The 17,360-nt window shown below is 41.2% G+C and carries 17 protein-coding genes; all 17 read right to left on the bottom strand.

All coding sequences use genetic code 11. From position 1 onward, the window contains the following. Positions 1-9: 9 nt before the first annotated feature. The gene (rpmC, locus tag RBB48_RS24915; RefSeq protein WP_000855718.1) at positions 10-210 is read right to left on the bottom strand and encodes a 50S ribosomal protein L29; all 201 of its coding nucleotides are present in this window, start codon (positions 208-210) and stop codon (positions 10-12) included. Then, positions 200-634 carry a 50S ribosomal protein L16 gene (gene rplP / locus RBB48_RS24910; protein ID WP_000928969.1) on the bottom strand — a complete coding sequence of 145 codons (435 nt, stop codon included), beginning with the start codon at positions 632-634 and terminating at the stop codon, positions 200-202. Before rplP ends, rpmC begins: the two co-directional genes overlap by 11 nt. A gap of 1 nt (position 635) precedes the next feature. Next, positions 636-1,295: a 30S ribosomal protein S3 gene (rpsC, locus tag RBB48_RS24905; protein ID WP_000529958.1), complete on the bottom strand. Its 660-nt coding sequence runs from the start codon at positions 1,293-1,295 to the stop codon at positions 636-638. Between the two features lie 3 nt (positions 1,296-1,298). After that, entirely contained in the window at positions 1,299-1,640 is a 342-nt protein-coding gene (gene rplV, locus RBB48_RS24900; protein ID WP_001148024.1) for a 50S ribosomal protein L22, read from the bottom strand. Positions 1,641-1,657: 17 nt separating this feature from the next. Beyond that, positions 1,658-1,936, bottom strand: coding sequence for a 30S ribosomal protein S19 (gene rpsS, locus RBB48_RS24895; protein ID WP_000124454.1), 279 nt, complete (start codon positions 1,934-1,936; stop codon positions 1,658-1,660). Positions 1,937-1,996: 60 nt separating this feature from the next. Continuing rightward, entirely contained in the window at positions 1,997-2,827 is an 831-nt protein-coding gene (gene rplB / locus RBB48_RS24890; protein ID WP_000511583.1) for a 50S ribosomal protein L2, read from the bottom strand. 28 nt (positions 2,828-2,855) lie between these two features. After that, positions 2,856-3,146 carry a 50S ribosomal protein L23 gene (rplW, locus tag RBB48_RS24885; protein WP_001205558.1) on the bottom strand — a complete coding sequence of 97 codons (291 nt, stop codon included), beginning with the start codon at positions 3,144-3,146 and terminating at the stop codon, positions 2,856-2,858. Next, entirely contained in the window at positions 3,146-3,769 is a 624-nt protein-coding gene (gene rplD / locus RBB48_RS24880) for a 50S ribosomal protein L4 (protein ID WP_001127258.1), read from the bottom strand. The genes rplW and rplD overlap by 1 nt, the downstream gene beginning before the upstream one ends. A gap of 25 nt (positions 3,770-3,794) precedes the next feature. Further along, positions 3,795-4,427: a 50S ribosomal protein L3 gene (gene rplC / locus RBB48_RS24875; protein WP_000160209.1), complete on the bottom strand. Its 633-nt coding sequence runs from the start codon at positions 4,425-4,427 to the stop codon at positions 3,795-3,797. Positions 4,428-4,461: 34 nt separating this feature from the next. Beyond that, complete coding sequence (rpsJ, locus tag RBB48_RS24870) at positions 4,462-4,770, bottom strand: 30S ribosomal protein S10 (RefSeq protein WP_001040595.1); 309 nt, start codon at positions 4,768-4,770, stop codon at positions 4,462-4,464. Between the two features lie 398 nt (positions 4,771-5,168). Beyond that, positions 5,169-6,356, bottom strand: coding sequence for an elongation factor Tu (tuf, locus tag RBB48_RS24865; RefSeq protein ID WP_001029617.1), 1,188 nt, complete (start codon positions 6,354-6,356; stop codon positions 5,169-5,171). A gap of 117 nt (positions 6,357-6,473) precedes the next feature. Next, on the bottom strand, positions 6,474-8,552 hold the full coding sequence (fusA, locus tag RBB48_RS24860; RefSeq protein WP_000196381.1) for an elongation factor G: 2,079 nt from the start codon (positions 8,550-8,552) through the stop codon (positions 6,474-6,476). Between the two features lie 208 nt (positions 8,553-8,760). Next, positions 8,761-9,231: a 30S ribosomal protein S7 gene (gene rpsG / locus RBB48_RS24855; protein WP_001137489.1), complete on the bottom strand. Its 471-nt coding sequence runs from the start codon at positions 9,229-9,231 to the stop codon at positions 8,761-8,763. A gap of 29 nt (positions 9,232-9,260) precedes the next feature. After that, entirely contained in the window at positions 9,261-9,683 is a 423-nt protein-coding gene (gene rpsL, locus RBB48_RS24850) for a 30S ribosomal protein S12 (protein ID WP_001142341.1), read from the bottom strand. 114 nt (positions 9,684-9,797) lie between these two features. Beyond that, positions 9,798-10,046, bottom strand: a complete 249-nt coding sequence (locus RBB48_RS24845; RefSeq protein WP_000121828.1) for a 50S ribosomal protein L7ae-like protein — start codon at positions 10,044-10,046, stop codon at positions 9,798-9,800. 113 nt (positions 10,047-10,159) lie between these two features. Beyond that, positions 10,160-13,771 carry a DNA-directed RNA polymerase subunit beta' gene (gene rpoC, locus RBB48_RS24840; RefSeq protein WP_000567950.1) on the bottom strand — a complete coding sequence of 1,204 codons (3,612 nt, stop codon included), beginning with the start codon at positions 13,769-13,771 and terminating at the stop codon, positions 10,160-10,162. A gap of 37 nt (positions 13,772-13,808) precedes the next feature. Next, the gene (gene rpoB, locus RBB48_RS24835; RefSeq protein ID WP_000147550.1) at positions 13,809-17,342 is read right to left on the bottom strand and encodes a DNA-directed RNA polymerase subunit beta; all 3,534 of its coding nucleotides are present in this window, start codon (positions 17,340-17,342) and stop codon (positions 13,809-13,811) included. Between the last annotated feature and the right edge of the window lie 18 nt (positions 17,343-17,360).

The raw sequence follows: 17,360 nt of genomic DNA, 5'->3' as shown, positions 1-17,360 counted from the left end.
CCCCTCAATTTATCGATTAATTCCGATCTCTCTTTCACGAACTACAGTTTTCATACGAGCAATTGCTTTACGCACTTCACGAATGCGAGTTGGATTCTCTAATTGTCCTGTAGCAAGTTGGAAGCGAAGATTGAACAATTCTTCCTTTAAAGCTTTAACTTTTGTTTCGATTTCGGCAGTGGTTAATTCACGAATATCATTAGTTTTCATTAGATTCACCACCATTTTCTTCACGTTTTACGAATTTACATTTCACAGGTAACTTGTGAGCTGCAAGACGTAATGCTTCGCGTGCTACCTCTTCAGATACACCCGCGATTTCGAACATAATTTTCCCAGGTTTTACTACTGCTACCCAGCCTTCTGGTGCCCCTTTACCGGAACCCATACGTACTTCTAGAGGTTTTGCAGTGTAAGGTTTAGAAGGGAAAATTTTAATCCATACTTTACCGCCACGTTTCATGTAACGAGTCATTGCACGACGAGCAGCTTCGATTTGACGGTTTGTAATCCATGAAGCAGCTTGTGCTTGTAAACCGAATTCACCGAAAGCAATTTCAGTTCCACCTTTTGCACGACCACGCATTTTACCACGATGCTCTCTACGATATTTTACGCGTTTTGGCATTAACATATTATTTTCCTCCTTCCTCAGAAGCTTTCTTTTTTGTAGGAAGGACTTCTCCACGGTAGATCCATACTTTTACGCCTAATTTACCGTATGTTGTATCAGCTTCAACTGCTGCATAGTCAATATCAGCGCGAAGTGTATGAAGTGGAACAGTTCCTTCACTGTAAGATTCTGCACGAGCGATATCAGCTCCGCCAAGACGACCAGAAACCTGTGTTTTAATACCTTTAGCACCTGCACGCATAGCACGTTGAATAACTTGCTTTTGTGCACGACGGAATGATACACGGTTTTCTAATTGACGAGCGATGTTTTCGCCTACTAATTTAGCGTTAAGATCAGCTCTCTTAACTTCTAAAATGTTGATGTGTACACGCTTGCCTGTTAATTGGTTAAGAGCTTTACGAAGTGCTTCAACTTCAGTACCACCTTTACCAATTACCATACCAGGTTTTGCAGTGTGAATTGTAACATTTACACGATTTGCTGCACGTTCGATTTCTACTTTAGCAACAGCAGAATCTTTTAAGCGTACAGTAATGTACTCACGGATTTTGATGTCTTCATGTAGTAATGTAGCATAATCTTTCTCTGCGAACCAACGAGATTCCCAGTCACGGATAACGCCGACACGAAGACCAATTGGATTAACCTTTTGACCCATCGATTATCCCTCCTTCTTTTCTGATACCACAACTGTAATGTGGCTTGTGCGTTTGTTAATTTGGCTTGCACGACCCATTGCACGTGGACGGAAACGTTTCAACGTTGGACCTTCGTCAACGAAAACTTTTTCAACAACTAGGTTGTTAATATCCATCTCATAATTGTGCTCTGCATTTGCGATTGCAGATTTTAAAACTTTCTCTACAACTGGAGAAGCAGTTTTTGGTGTGTGGTTAAGGATAGCAATCGCTTCACCCACTTGCTTACCTCGGATTAAGTCTACTACTAAACGAACTTTACGAGGAGCAATACGAACTGTTCTCGCTACTGCTTTAGCTTGCATTGAAGTGCCTCCTCTCATTATCTTCTAGTTTTCTTATCGTCAGCAAGGTGACCTTTATACGTACGAGTTGGTGCGAATTCACCTAACTTATGGCCAACCATATCCTCAGTGATGTACACAGGTACGTGTTTACGACCATCATATACAGCGATTGTGTGTCCGATGAACTGAGGGAAGATTGTTGAACGGCGAGACCAAGTTTTAACAACTTGTTTTTGCTCAGATGCAACTAATTTTTCCATTTTGCTCATTAAGTGATCATCGACAAATGGTCCTTTTTTTAAGCTACGAGCCATTTTGGTGCCTCCCTTCGTGATTGGCGTACGGTTCTAGAAATGAACCGTACTACAATCCCATTATTTTTTACGACGACGAACGATGAATTTGTCAGACGCTTTGTTTTTCTTACGAGTCTTGAATCCAAGAGTTGGTTTACCCCATGGAGACATTGGAGACTTACGTCCGATTGGAGAACGTCCTTCACCACCACCGTGTGGGTGATCAACCGGGTTCATTACAGAACCACGAACTGTTGGGCGTTTACCTAACCAGCGAGAGCGACCTGCTTTACCGATTTTGATAAGTTCATGCTGTTCGTTACCTACTTGACCGATTGAAGCGCGACAAGCAGATAATACAAGACGTACTTCACCAGAAGTTAAACGTACAAGTACGTATTTACCTTCTTTACCAAGTACTTGAGCAGAAGTACCAGCAGAACGAACTAATTGTCCGCCACGACCAGGCTTAAGCTCGATATTATGAACAACAGTACCTACTGGAATGTTGATTAATGGTAATGCGTTACCGATTTTGATGTCAGCTTCTGGGCCAGACATAACTTCCATACCTACTTCTAAAGATTTAGGAGCAAGAATGTAACGTTTTTCACCGTCAACGTAGTTAATTAATGCGATATTCGCAGAGCGGTTTGGATCGTATTCGATCGTAGCAACGCGTCCTGGAATTCCATCTTTGTTACGCTTAAAGTCGATGATACGGTATTGACGCTTATGTCCGCCACCTTGATGACGTACAGTAATTTTACCTTGGTTATTACGACCAGCCTTCTTGCTTAAAGGAGCAAGTAATGACTTTTCTGGTCTGTCAGTCGTGATTTCAGCGAAATCATTCGTAGTCATATTACGACGACCGTTAGTAGTTGGATTATACTTTTTAATTCCCATCTCAATTTCCCTCCTTCTTTAGTAAGAATTAAACACCTTGGAAGATTTCGATTTCTTTGCTGTCAGCAGTTAGCTTAACGATTGCTTTACGACGACGGCTAGTAAAACCAGCGTGACGACCAACGCGTTTTGCTTTCGGCTTGTAGTTCATGATGTTCACTTTTTCTACTTTAACACCAAAGATCGCTTCAAGAGCATCTTTAACTTCTGTTTTATTAGATTTAACGTCCACATCGAACGTGTATTTTTTTTCAGCCATCATTTCCATAGAACGTTCAGTGATAACTGGGCGCTTAATGATATCACGAGGATCTCTCATTATGCAAGCACCTCCTCTACTTTTTCCACTGCCGCTTTTGTCATGATTAGCTTATCATGATGAAGCACGTCTAAAACGTTTACGCCATCAGCAGTGATTACTGTTACTCCAGGGATATTGCGAGCAGATAACTCTACAGATTCGTTTGCATCAGCAGTTACGATAAGAGCTTTCTTCTCAACAGTTAATCCTTTAAGTACTGCTAGCATGTCTTTTGTTTTTGGTGCATTTAACACTAGGTCTTCAAGAACTACAATGTTGTTCTCAACTACTTTAGTAGCTAATGCAGATTTGATTGCTAAACGACGAACCTTCTTAGGAAGTTTGTACGCATAGCTTCTTGGTGTAGGTCCGAATACCGTACCACCACCACGCCATTGAGGAGAGCGGATAGACCCTTGACGAGCACGTCCAGTTCCTTTTTGACGCCATGGTTTACGACCACCACCACGAACTTCAGAACGAGTTTTTACTTTGTGTGTACCTTGACGTAAAGATGCACGTTGCATCATTACAGCTTCGAAAAGTACAGCTTCATTTGGTTCGATACCGAAAATAGCTTCAGCTAATTCGATTTCACCAACCTGTGAACCAGTTTGGTTATATACAGTAACTTTTGGCATTGGAATTCCTCCTTCCTATTGTGAATTATTTGCTAACCTTCACAGCGCCTTGAACAACTACAAGAGATTTCTTAGCACCTGGAACGTTACCTTTTACTAGTAATAAGTTGCGCTCAGTGTCAACTTGAACGATTTCTAAGTTTTGGATAGTAACTTGGTCTCCACCCATACGTCCAGCAAGTTTTTTGCCTTTGAATACACGGTTCGGAGCAACTGGGCCCATTGAACCTGGACGACGGTGATAGCGAGAACCATGAGACATAGGTCCGCGAGATTGTCCGTGGCGTTTGATAACACCTTGGAAACCTTTACCTTTAGAAATTCCTGTTACGTCAACGATTTCACCTGCAGCGAAAACTTCAACTTTTACCTCTTGACCAACCTCTAATCCGTCCACGTCTGCATCGCGGATTTCGCGAATGAAGCGCTTAGGAGTTGTAGATGCTTTAGCAGTGTGGCCTTGTTCAGGTTTGTTAGTTAACTTTTCACGTTTATCTTCAAATCCTAACTGGATTGCATTGTAGCCATCAGTTTCAGTTGTTTTCTTTTGAAGAACAACGTTTGGATTAGCAGCGATAACTGTTACTGGGATTAACTCACCGTTCTCAGCAAATACTTGAGTCATACCGATCTTTCTTCCTAAGATTCCTTTGGTCATGAGTTACACCTCCTACATTTTTAAGTTATATGAATTATAGTTTGATTTCGATATCTACACCAGACGGTAAGTCTAAACGCATTAATGAATCTACTGTTTGTGGAGTAGGACTCACGATATCGATTAAACGTTTGTGTGTGCGCATTTCGAATTGCTCACGAGAATCTTTGTACTTATGAACAGCACGAAGAATTGTGTAAATAGTCTTCTCAGTTGGTAATGGGATCGGACCAGAAACTGTTGCCCCAGAACGCTTAGCTGTTTCTACAATTTTCTCAGCTGATTGATCAAGAATACGGTGATCATAAGCTTTTAAACGGATACGAATTTTTTCTTTTGCCATTATTTTCCCTCCTTCGTTCGCCTATTTCTAAAATAGACCTTCTCCATGGAAATTTCCCCACACCATGCCATGGCAAAGCGGCCGGGTGTGTCAGCAACCTTCCACTTCATCGCAGTCAAAGACCAACATTGTCTATTATACAATGTTATTCGTCTAGATGCAAGCATCTTTTTGTTTGCATCTGCTTTTCTCTACTTTTGCTATTATACATGGCACTTTAAAGAATTTCAAGTTTTCATCTCACAGAATCTGTTTTACAGTTTCTGGATTTTAGTTTATTGATTTTGTATTACTATAGAAGAAACTCGTCAAAACATAAAAAAATCATTTCATTCCTTATATAAATACAAACAAAAAAACCAAGGGAAAATCCCTTGGTTTTTTTATATCAGTTAAGATTACTCAACGATAGTAGCAACTACACCGTAACCTACTGTACGTCCACCTTCACGAATAGAGAATTTAGTTCCCTCTTCGATAGCGATTGGAGCGATAAGTTCGATAGTCATTTCGATGTTGTCACCAGGCATTACCATTTCAGTACCTTCTGGTAATTGGATGATACCAGTTACGTCAGTTGTACGGAAGTAGAACTGAGGACGGTAGTTAGCGAAGAATGGAGTGTGACGTCCACCTTCTTCTTTAGATAATACGAAAACTTCAGCTTTGAATTTAGCGTGAGCTTTTACAGAGCCAGTTTTAGCAAGAACTTGTCCACGTTGGATGTCTTCACGAGCAACCCCACGAAGTAAAGCACCGATGTTGTCTCCAGCTTGAGCTTGGTCAAGAAGTTTACGGAACATCTCTACACCAGTTACAGTTGTAGAAGCATTTTCTTCAGCAAGACCGATGATTTCTACTACGTCACCAACTTTAACGATTCCGCGCTCTACACGACCAGTTGCAACTGTACCACGACCTGTGATAGAGAATACATCCTCGATAGGCATTAAGAATGGTTTGTCAGTTTCACGTTCTGGAGTTGGGATGTAAGCATCAACTTCAGTCATTAATTCAATGATTTTTGCTTCCCAATCAGCTTCTCCTTGAAGAGCTTTAAGAGCAGAACCTTTGATTACAGGAATATCGTCGCCTGGGAATCCGTATTCAGATAATAGGTCGCGAACTTCCATTTCTACTAATTCTAATAATTCTTCGTCGTCTACCATGTCGCATTTGTTTAAGAATACAACGATGTAAGGAACACCTACTTGACGAGAAAGAAGGATGTGCTCACGTGTTTGAGGCATTGGGCCATCAGCAGCAGATACTACTAAGATACCGCCGTCCATTTGAGCAGCACCAGTGATCATGTTTTTAACATAGTCAGCGTGACCTGGGCAGTCAACGTGTGCATAGTGACGAGTTTCAGTTTCGTACTCAACGTGTGCAGTTGAGATTGTGATTCCGCGCTCTCTTTCTTCTGGAGCAGCGTCGATTTGATCGTATCCGCGTGCTTCAGCACCACCAGCTTTTGCAAGAACTGTAGTGATCGCAGCAGTTAATGTAGTTTTACCATGGTCAACGTGGCCGATTGTACCGATGTTAACATGGGGTTTAGAACGTTCGAATTTAGCTTTAGCCATTCTAAATTCCTCCTTAGTTTATATAGGTTATTTTATATTTAGACTAGAAAGTGAAACTTACGTCCCACTTTCTAAGCTTACATAAGTAGTTATACTTGAACAATCGATAAAAATCAATTATTCACCTTTATTTTTTTTAATAATTTCTTCAGAAACAGACTTCGGTACTTCTTCATAATGATCAAATGTCATTGAGAATGTTCCGCGTCCTTGAGTGTTAGAACGTAATGCCGTTGCATAACCGAACATTTCAGAAAGTGGAACCATAGCACGAACAACTTGTGCGTTACCGCGAGCTTCCATACCTTCTACACGTCCACGACGAGATGTTACGTCGCCCATAATGTCACCCATGTACTCTTCAGGAATTACAACTTCAACTTTCATCATTGGCTCAAGAATTACTGGGCTACATTTAGAAACCGCAGCTTTAAGTGCCATAGATGCAGCGATTTTGAACGCCATCTCAGATGAATCGACATCATGGTAAGATCCGTCAACTAACGCAGCTTTGATGTCAACTAGTGGATAACCAGCTAGTACACCATTTTTAAGTGAGTCTTCAAGACCCGCTCCAACAGCTGGGATGTATTCACGTGGAACTACACCACCGACGATTTTGTTTTGGAATTCAAAACCTTTACCTTCTTCATTAGGTTCAAACTCAATCCAAACGTGACCGAATTGTCCACGACCACCAGATTGACGAGCGAACTTACCTTCAACTTTCGCAGCAGCGCGGAAAGTCTCACGGTATGCTACCTGAGGAGCACCAACGTTTGCTTCCACTTTGAATTCACGGCGCATACGGTCAACGATGATATCAAGGTGAAGTTCACCCATACCAGCGATGATTGTTTGGCCAGTTTCTTGGTCAGTGTGAGCACGGAATGTTGGATCTTCTTCAGAAAGCTTAGATAATGCTGTACCCATTTTATCTTGGTCAGCTTTAGATTTTGGTTCGATAGCTACAGAGATAACTGGCTCTGGGAATTCCATAGACTCAAGGATAACAAGACTCTTCTCATCACAAAGAGTATCACCAGTAGTAGTATCTTTTAAACCTACAGCAGCAGCGATATCACCAGCGTAAACTGTTGAAATCTCTTCACGGCTGTTAGCGTGCATTTGTAGGATACGACCTACACGCTCACGCTTACCTTTAGTTGAGTTTTTCACGTATGATCCAGAGTTTAACACACCAGAATACACACGGAAGAACGTTAACTTACCAACATAAGGGTCAGTCATGATTTTGAATGCTAAAGCTGCGAATGGTTCTTCATCGCTAGACTTACGTTCGATTTCTTCATCTGTATCCGGAAGAGTACCTTTAATAGCTGGTACGTCTAATGGAGATGGTAGGTAGTCGATAACTGCGTCTAACAGAATTTGAACACCTTTATTTTTGAATGCAGAACCACAGATTACTGGGAAGAATTCTACAGAAGTTGTAGCCTTACGGATACCAGCTTTAAGCTCTTCTACAGTGATTTCTTCACCTTCTAGGTACTTCATCATCATTTCTTCATCAAGCTCAGCTACCGCTTCGATAAGTTTTCCACGGTATTCTGCAGCTAATTCTTTATGCTCTTCAGGAATTTCAACACGCTCGATGTCTGTTCCTAAATCGTTACCGTACATGTAAGCACATTCCTCAACAAGGTCAATGATACCATTGAACTCATCTTCAGCACCAATTGGTAACTGAATTGGGTGTGCGTTTGCTTGTAAACGATCGTGGATTGTTCCTACAGAGTATAAGAAATCCGCACCAATCTTATCCATTTTGTTAACGAATACGATACGAGGTACACCGTAAGTAGTAGCCTGACGCCAAACAGTTTCTGTTTGTGGTTCTACACCAGATTGTGCATCAAGTACTGCTACCGCACCATCAAGTACGCGTAAAGAACGTTCTACTTCTACTGTGAAGTCTACGTGTCCTGGAGTGTCAATGATGTTTACACGGTGACCTTTCCATTGAGCTGTAGTTGCAGCAGAAGTAATTGTGATACCACGCTCTTGCTCTTGCTCCATCCAGTCCATCTGAGATGCACCTTCATGAGTTTCACCGATTTTATGAATACGTCCTGTATAATACAGAATACGCTCAGTTGCTGTTGTTTTACCAGCATCGATGTGAGCCATGATACCAATATTACGAGTGTTTTCTAAAGAGAACTCTCTTGTCATTTGGTGTCTTGCTCCTTCCATATATGGATTGGATTTTTTTATTTTAAGTAGCAAAAAAGCCACTTTATATTGTTACACATGTCAGTATGTCCAGTACCCTCATTATGTAAAACGAGCGCCCAACGAAAGGGAGAGGCATTCTCCCTCTCCACACTTCCATAAGCGACAAATAAAGCGGTTTATGCTTACATTTATTTTACGTTGAATCCTACCAACGGTAATGAGCAAATGCTTTGTTAGCTTCTGCCATTTTATGAGTGTCTTCACGTTTCTTAACAGATGCACCAGCATTGTTAGCTGCATCTAAGATTTCGTAAGCTAGACGCTCTTCCATAGTTTTTTCACCACGAAGACGAGCATAGTTTACTAACCAGCGAAGACCTAAAGTTGTACGGCGTTCTGGACGAACCTCAACTGGAACTTGGTAGTTAGCACCACCAACACGACGAGCACGTACTTCAAGAACAGGCATGATGTTCTTAAGAGCTTGCTCGAATACTTCCATAGGGTCTTTATCTGAACGTTCACGAACGATATCGAAAGCGTTATAAAGAATTGTTTGAGATTTACCTTTTTTACCGTCAACCATCATTTTGTTGATAAGGCGTGTTACTAGCTTAGACTTGTACATTGGATCTGGTAACACGTCACGTTTCGCAACAGGTCCTTTACGAGGCATATTGAGTTCCTCCTTTCATTATAAGTTTATTATTTTTTAGCAGGTTTTGGTCGCTTAGTACCATATTTAGAACGTCCTTGCATACGTTTGTCAACACCAGCTGTATCAAGCGCACCACGAACGATGTGGTAACGTACCCCTGGTAAATCCTTTACTCGACCACCGCGAATTAATACTACGCTATGCTCTTGTAGGTTATGACCGATACCTGGGATGTAAGCTGTAACCTCGATACCGTTTGTTAAACGTACACGAGCGTATTTACGTAACGCTGAGTTAGGTTTCTTTGGAGTCATTGTACCAACACGAGTACATACACCACGTTTTTGAGGTGCAGAGATATCAGTTGATTTTTTCTTTAAAGAGTTGAACCCTTTGTTTAACGCAGGTGATTTAGATTTCCATACTTTATCAGTACGACCATTTCTCACTAATTGGTTAATAGTAGGCATTTGATTATCCTCCCTTCGCATGTTTGTATGACCACATATCCAGGTGGTTCATTATTAGTTGAAAACAAAGTTTTTGCAAGGAAGAGCAAATGCTCTCTCCTCACAAAAACAGTTTTAACTTATTATTCCTATTGCTGAAGCTCCCACTTGAATCCCCGAAACTTTTCCAAGCTTACGAACTGATTCAACTTTGGTTATGGGTATGTTATGTTGCAAGGCGGTACGAATGATCATATGGGTTAACCGCATATCAGCATCTTCCGCAATAACAACTTCTTTAACTATACCATTTTTGATTGCCTCCAATGTGCGTTTATGACCAACGACTACATTTTCAGCATTTGACACTTTTTGATAAGACATATAAATATCCTCCAAAGCATCGTTCAGGAGCAACCTTGATTATAGTAACATTTTGACTCATACAATGTCAACTAGGATTAACTGTTTTTATACAAAATTTACGACGGAAAATTTTACTGTTCCACATAAACTTCATCGTTTTCTACATTCATGTCACCTTGTGTTGTTTTTACAAGATCCACTTTGCGATAACGATTCATACCTGTTCCAGCAGGAACAAGTTTACCGATAATAACATTTTCTTTCAATCCTAGAAGCTCATCGCGTTTACCCTTAATCGCTGCATCAGTTAAGACACGTGTCGTTTCTTGGAACGATGCTGCAGATAAGAATGAATCAGTTTCAAGTGAAGCTTTTGTAATACCAAGTAGAACAGGTCTAGCCGTTGCTGGTTGTTTACCTTTCAGTAACACCTTCGCATTCGCATCAGTAAACTGATGGATATCTAGTAGTGTTCCTGGTAATACATCTGTTTCACCCGCATCACTTACACGAACTTTACGTAACATTTGACGTACCATTACTTCTACGTGTTTGTCACCAATTTCTACCCCTTGCATACGGTATACTTTTTGAACTTCACGTAGTAAATATTCTTGAACCGCCGTAATGTCCGTTACTTTTAGTAATTCTTTCGGATCAATAGAACCTTCTGTTAACTCTTTACCGTGGCTAATTGGCTGTCCTAGAGTTACTTTCAGACGTGCACCGTAAGGAATAGCATACGTACGAGCTTCAACTTCACCCTGTACAACTACTTCTTGGCGATCTTTAACATCGTTAATCGCTGCGATAACACCATCAATTTCACTGATAACTGCCTGACCTTTCGGGTTACGAGCTTCGAAGATCTCTTGGATACGAGGTAAACCTTGAGTGATATCATCTCCGGCAACCCCACCTGTATGGAACGTACGCATCGTTAACTGTGTACCTGGCTCACCGATAGATTGAGCTGCGATAATACCTACCGCTTCTCCTACTTCTACGTCTGTACCAGTTGCTAAGTTTCGACCGTAACACTTCTTACATACACCGTGGCGAGTGTTACACGTGAACGCTGAACGAATGTTTACAGTTTCAACACCCGAATTTTCAACGATATGCGCGATATCTTCAGTAATTAGTTGGTTTTCACTAACTAATACTTCACCTGTTTCAGGATGTTTTACAGTTTTTCTTGCAAAACGTCCAACAAGACGATCATATAATGACTCAATTACTTCATTACCCTCTTTAATCGCACCAATTAATAGACCACGATCTGTTCCACAATCATCTTCACGGACAATTACATCTTGTGCAACGTCTACAAGACGACGTGTTAAGTAACCAGAATCGGCAGTTTTAAGTGCTGTATCGGCAAGACCTTTACGCGCACCATGCGTAGAGATGAAGTACTCAAGTACTGTTAAACCTTCACGGAAACTTGATTTAATTGGAAGTTCGATAATACGACCAGATGGATTGGCCATCAGACCACGCATACCAGCAAGCTGAGTAAAGTTCGATGCGTTACCACGGGCACCTGAATCACTCATCATGAAGATTGGGTTGCGTTTATTCAAGGATTTCATCAGTTTTCCTTGGATAACATCTTTTGCATTACTCCAAATAGAGATAACGCGATCGTAACGTTCTTCTTCCGTGATTAAACCGCGACGGAATTGTTTAATTACATTATCTACTTTTGCTTGTGCTTCATGGAGAATTTCATCTTTTTCGCCTAATACAAGAATGTCAGATACCCCAACTGTAATACCAGCTTTTGTAGAGTACTTAAATCCTAAGTTTTTCATACGGTCAAGCATGCGAGATGTTTCCGTAATTTGGAAACGTTTGAATACTTCCGCAATGATGTTACCAAGAATCTTCTTGCTAAATGGCGCCACTTCTTCGCGACTAGCAATAATTTCTTTAATGTTCGCACCTTTTTCAACGAAATATTCCGCTGGTGTTTCTTTTTCAAGGTTTGAGTTTGTTGGTTCATTAATATAAGGGAACGACTCTGGTAAGATTTCGTTAAATATTAATTTACCAACTGTTGTTAATAGAAGCTTACTCTTTTGCTCTTCAGTAAACGTTACATTATTTACCGAACTTGCAGCAACTGCAACACGTGTGTGCAGATGTACATATCCATTTTGGTATGCAAGTATTGCTTCGTTTGCATCTTTGAAGACCATACCTTCACCGATTGCGCCTTCACGCTCAAGTGTTAAGTAGTAGTTACCTAATACCATATCCTGAGATGGAGTAACAACTGGTTTTCCGTCTTTTGGATTCAAGATGTTTTGTGCCGCTAACATAAGAATACGAGCTTCTGCTTGTGCCTCTGATGATAACGGTACGTGAACTGCCATTTGGTCACCGTCAAAGTCCGCGTTGTATGCAGTACATACAAGTGGGTGAAGACGAATTGCGCGACCTTCTACTAATGTAGGTTCAAACGCCTGGATACCAAGACGGTGAAGTGTTGGTGCGCGGTTTAGAAGTACTGGATGCTCTTTGATCACAGATTCTAAAACGTCCCAAACTTCAGGTTGTACACGCTCAATTTTACGTTTAGCACTCTTAATGTTGTGTGCTAAACCTTTTCCAACTAACTCTTTCATAACGAAAGGCTTAAACAATTCAAGCGCCATTTCTTTCGGTAATCCACATTGGTACATCTTTAAGTTCGGTCCTACAACGATTACAGAACGGCCAGAGTAGTCAACACGTTTACCTAATAAGTTTTGACGGAAACGTCCTTGTTTACCTTTAAGCATGTGAGATAGTGATTTTAATGGACGGTTACCTGGTCCAGTAACTGGACGGCCGCGGCGACCATTATCGATTAATGCGTCTACAGCTTCTTGTAACATACGTTTTTCGTTTTGAACGATGATGCTTGGTGCACCTAAGTCCAATAGACGTTTTAAACGATTATTACGGTTAATTACACGACGGTATAAGTCGTTTAAGTCAGAAGTAGCAAAACGTCCACCATCCAACTGTACCATTGGGCGTAGTTCTGGCGGGATAACTGGAAGAACATCTAGGATCATCCAAGATGGGTGATTTCCAGAGTTACGGAATGCTTCTAATACTTCTAGACGTTTAATAGCACGAGTACGGCGTTGTCCTTGCGCTGTTTTTAATTCTTCTTTTAAGAAGTCTACTTCTTTATCTAAATCGATGTCTTGTAGTAGCTTTTTAATCGCTTCCGCACCCATAGCAGCTTGGAATGTGCTACCATATCGATCACGATATGCACGGTATTCTTTTTCAGAAAGTAATTGCTTCTTATCAAGTGGTGTATCTCCACTTTCTGTTACAACATAAGAAGCGAAATAAATTACTTCTTCAAGCGCGCGAGGGGACATGTCTAAGACAAGTCCCATGCGGCTCGGGATACCTTTGAAATACCAAATATGAGATACAGGAGCAGCTAATTCGATATGACCCATACGTTCACGACGAACTTTTGCACGCGTTACTTCAACGCCACATCGATCACAAACTACACCTTTATAACGTACACGTTTGTATTTTCCGCAATGACATTCCCAGTCCTTTTGTGGTCCGAAAATACGCTCACAGAACAAGCCATCTTTTTCAGGCTTTAACGTACGATAGTTAATTGTTTCTGGTTTCTTAACTTCACCGTATGACCAAGAACGAATCTTGTCAGGTGAAGCAAGTCCAATCTTCATATATTCAAAGTTATTTACATCTATCAAGGGGCCTACCTCCCTTTTAGTCTACAGGTTATCCCAATTATTCTTTAGTTGTCTCAACTTCGACATTCAATTTATCTGCTGATTGATGATCATCGTCATCTTCTGTATCACGCATTTCAATTTCTTTATCGTCGCTAGACATCATTTTAACGTCCATACCTAAACTTTGCAGCTCTTTAATCAATACTTTGAATGATTCAGGAACGCCTGGTTCTGGAACATTTTCACCTTTAACAATTGCTTCATACGTCTTAACACGTCCAACAACATCATCAGACTTCACTGTTAAGATTTCTTGAAGAGTATAAGCAGCACCGTAAGCTTCAAGTGCCCAAACCTCCATCTCACCGAAACGCTGTCCACCGAACTGAGCTTTACCTCCAAGAGGCTGCTGCGTTACAAGTGAGTATGGTCCAGTAGAACGAGCATGAAGTTTATCGTCAACCATGTGCGCAAGTTTGATCATATACATGACACCAACAGATACGCGGTTATCGAATGGTTCACCAGTACGTCCGTCATACAGGATTGTTTTCGCGTCATTTGCCATACCAGCTTCTTCAATCGTGCCCCAAACATCTTCCTCACGAGCACCATCGAATACTGGTGTTGCAATGTGAATACCAAGGTATCTTGCTGCCATACCAAGATGAAGCTCTAATACCTGACCGATATTCATACGAGATGGTACCCCTAATGGGTTTAACATGATATCGATTGGCGTACCGTCTGGTAAGTAAGGCATATCTTCTTCTGGTAAAATACGAGAGATAACACCTTTGTTACCGTGACGTCCGGCCATCTTGTCACCTTCAGAGATTTTACGTTTTTGAACGATATATGCACGTACAAGTTGATTCACGCCTGGTGGCAATTCATCGCCATCTTCACGGTTGAATACTTTTACGTCTAAGATAATACCGCCACCACCGTGTGGTACACGTAGTGATGTATCACGTACTTCACGTGCTTTTTCTCCAAAGATAGCATGTAATAGACGTTCTTCAGCTGTTAATTCTGTTACACCTTTAGGTGTTACTTTACCAACAAGTAAATCTCCATCTTTTACTTCCGCACCAACGCGAATGATACCGCGCTCGTCAAGGTTGCGTAATGCATCTTCCCCAACGTTTGGAATGTCACGTGTAATTTCTTCTGGTCCAAGCTTCGTATCACGAGCTTCTGACTCATATTCTTCAATATGAATAGAAGTGTACACATCATCTTTTACAAGGCGCTCACTCATAATGATCGCATCCTCGTAGTTATAACCGTCCCAAGTCATGAAGCCAACAAGCACGTTACGTCCAAGTGCTAGTTCACCTAATTCCATAGAAGGACCATCCGCAAGAATCTCACCTTTTACAACTTCATTTCCAACACTTACGATTGGACGTTGGTTGTAGCAAGTTCCTTGGTTAGAACGAATGAATTTTTGCATTTTGTAACGATCTAAGTCGCCTTTTACTGTTTGACCGTCAACTTCTACATAGCGACGTACCCAAACTTCACGTGCTTCTACGCGTTCAACAACACCAGGATGTTTACAGATTACTGCAGCACCTGAGTCTTTTGCTGATACGTACTCCATACCTGTACCTACAATCGGAGATTCCGGATTCATTAACGGAACCGCCTGACGTTGCATGTTCGCTCCCATAAGTGCGCGGTTAGAGTCATCGTTTTCTAAGAACGGAATACAAGCTGTCGCTGCCGACACTACTTGTTTTGGAGATACATCCATGTAGTCGATGCGTTCTTTATTTGTGACAATGTTTTCACCACGGAAACGAGCTACGATATCTTCGCTAAGGAATTCTCCTTCTTCAGATAATTTCATATTCGCTTGGGCTACAACATAATTATCTTCTTCATCTGCTGTTAAGTAATCAACCTGCCCTGTTACAAGACCAGATTCTGGATCAACACGACGGTATGGTGTTTCAATGAAACCAAACTCATTTACTTTCGCGAACGATGATAATGAGTTAATCAAACCGATGTTTGGTCCCTCTGGCGTTTCAATCGGACACATACGACCATAGTGAGAGTAGTGAACGTCACGTACTTCAAAGCCTGCGCGCTCACGCGTTAAACCACCGGGTCCTAATGCAGATAGTCTTCGTTTGTGAGTTAACTCTGCTAATGGGTTTGTTTGATCCATGAACTGAGATAACTGAGAACTTCCGAAGAACTCTTTAATAGATGCAATAACCGGGCGAATGTTAATTAACGCTTGTGGTGTAATTGCATTTGTATCTTGAATCGACATTCTCTCACGAACAACACGTTCCATACGAGAAAGACCGATACGGAATTGATTTTGTAATAGTTCTCCAACAGAACGCAGACGACGGTTTCCTAAATGGTCGATATCATCTGTATCCCCCACTTTGTATAGTAGGTTGAAGAAGTAACTGATAGAAGCAAGGATATCACCTGGTGTGATGTGTTTTACATCACGAGTAATATTTGCATTACCAATTACATTAATTACGCGTTCGCCTTCTGACTCAGGAGCATAAATCTTAATAGATTGCAGCTCAACATCGCCTTCTACCACTCCACCCATTGGTTTCGCTGTTTTGAATCCAATGTTTTTCTCTAAGTAAGGTAAAATGCGATCAAGTGTACGACGATCTAAGATTGTTCCTTCCGCCGCTAAAATTTCACCAGTTTCTGGATCCACTAATGTTTCAGCTAAACGTTGATTAAACAATCTGTTTTTAATGTGTAACTTCTTGTTGATCTTATAGCGACCTACATTTGCTAAATCGTAGCGCTTTGGATCGAAGAAACGAGACACAAGTAAGCTCTTAGCATTTTCTACTGTTGGTGGTTCACCAGGACGTAGACGCTCATAAATTTCAAGCAATGCTTTTTCTGTGCTATCTGTGTTGTCTTTTTCTAATGTGTTGCTTAAGTATTCGTTATCACCTAAAAGCTCGGTGATTTCTTGATCAGAGCCAAACCCTAATGCGCGTAACAAAACAGTTACAGGAAGTTTACGCGTACGGTCAATACGCACATATACAACATCCTTAGCATCTGTCTCATACTCTAACCAAGCTCCGCGGTTTGGAATTACAGTAGCAGTAAAACCACGTTTTCCGTTTTTATCCACTTTGCCACTATAGTATACGCTTGGAGAGCGAACTAACTGGGAAACGATAACACGTTCTGCACCGTTAATTACGAATGTTCCAGTCTCTGTCATGAGTGGGAAATCTCCCATGAACACATCTTGTTCTTTTACTTCACCAGTTTCCTTGTTGATTAGACGCACTTTTACACGAAGTGGTGCTGCATACGTCACATCACGCTCTTTGCATTCGTCTACAGAGTATTTAGGTTCACCTAAGCTGTAGTCGATAAATTCAAGCGATAGATTTCCCGTAAAGTCTTCGATCGGAGAAATGTCCTGGAACATTTCTCGCAAACCCTCATCAAGAAACCACTGATAAGAAGAGGTTTGAATTTCGATAAGATTTGGTAACTCTAATACTTCACTAATACGGGCATAACTTCTTCGTTGGCGGTGGCGTCCGTATTGAACTAGTTGACCTGTCAACTGCTTCACCCCTCAAAT

Source organism: Bacillus sp. MMSF_3353 (assembly GCF_030733445.1).
Classification (GTDB): domain Bacteria; phylum Bacillota; class Bacilli; order Bacillales; family Bacillaceae_G; genus Bacillus_A; species Bacillus_A wiedmannii.
This window is presented reverse-complemented; position numbering and strand designations above follow the sequence as displayed.

Coding starts and splice junctions, on each gene's coding strand:
- rpsJ (WP_001040595.1), bottom strand. CDS start 4,770: ATGGCAAAAGAAAAAATTCGTATCCGTTTAAAAGCTTATGATCACCGT.
- tuf (WP_001029617.1), bottom strand. CDS start 6,356: ATGGCTAAAGCTAAATTCGAACGTTCTAAACCCCATGTTAACATCGGT.
- rplP (WP_000928969.1), bottom strand. CDS start 634: ATGTTAATGCCAAAACGCGTAAAATATCGTAGAGAGCATCGTGGTAAA.
- rplD (WP_001127258.1), bottom strand. CDS start 3,769: ATGCCAAAAGTTACTGTATATAACCAAACTGGTTCACAGGTTGGTGAA.
- rpsL (WP_001142341.1), bottom strand. CDS start 9,683: ATGCCTACTATTAACCAATTAGTGAGAAATGGTCGTACTGATAAAGTA.
- rplC (WP_000160209.1), bottom strand. CDS start 4,427: ATGACCAAAGGAATCTTAGGAAGAAAGATCGGTATGACTCAAGTATTT.
- rplV (WP_001148024.1), bottom strand. CDS start 1,640: ATGCAAGCTAAAGCAGTAGCGAGAACAGTTCGTATTGCTCCTCGTAAA.
- rpsG (WP_001137489.1), bottom strand. CDS start 9,231: ATGCCTCGTAAAGGACCTGTTGCGAAACGTGACGTGTTACCAGATCCA.
- fusA (WP_000196381.1), bottom strand. CDS start 8,552: ATGACAAGAGAGTTCTCTTTAGAAAACACTCGTAATATTGGTATCATG.
- RBB48_RS24845 (WP_000121828.1), bottom strand. CDS start 10,046: ATGTCTTATCAAAAAGTGTCAAATGCTGAAAATGTAGTCGTTGGTCAT.
- rpsC (WP_000529958.1), bottom strand. CDS start 1,295: ATGGGTCAAAAGGTTAATCCAATTGGTCTTCGTGTCGGCGTTATCCGT.
- rpsS (WP_000124454.1), bottom strand. CDS start 1,936: ATGGCTCGTAGCTTAAAAAAAGGACCATTTGTCGATGATCACTTAATG.
- rplW (WP_001205558.1), bottom strand. CDS start 3,146: ATGAGAGATCCTCGTGATATCATTAAGCGCCCAGTTATCACTGAACGT.
- rpmC (WP_000855718.1), bottom strand. CDS start 210: ATGAAAACTAATGATATTCGTGAATTAACCACTGCCGAAATCGAAACA.
- rplB (WP_000511583.1), bottom strand. CDS start 2,827: ATGGGAATTAAAAAGTATAATCCAACTACTAACGGTCGTCGTAATATG.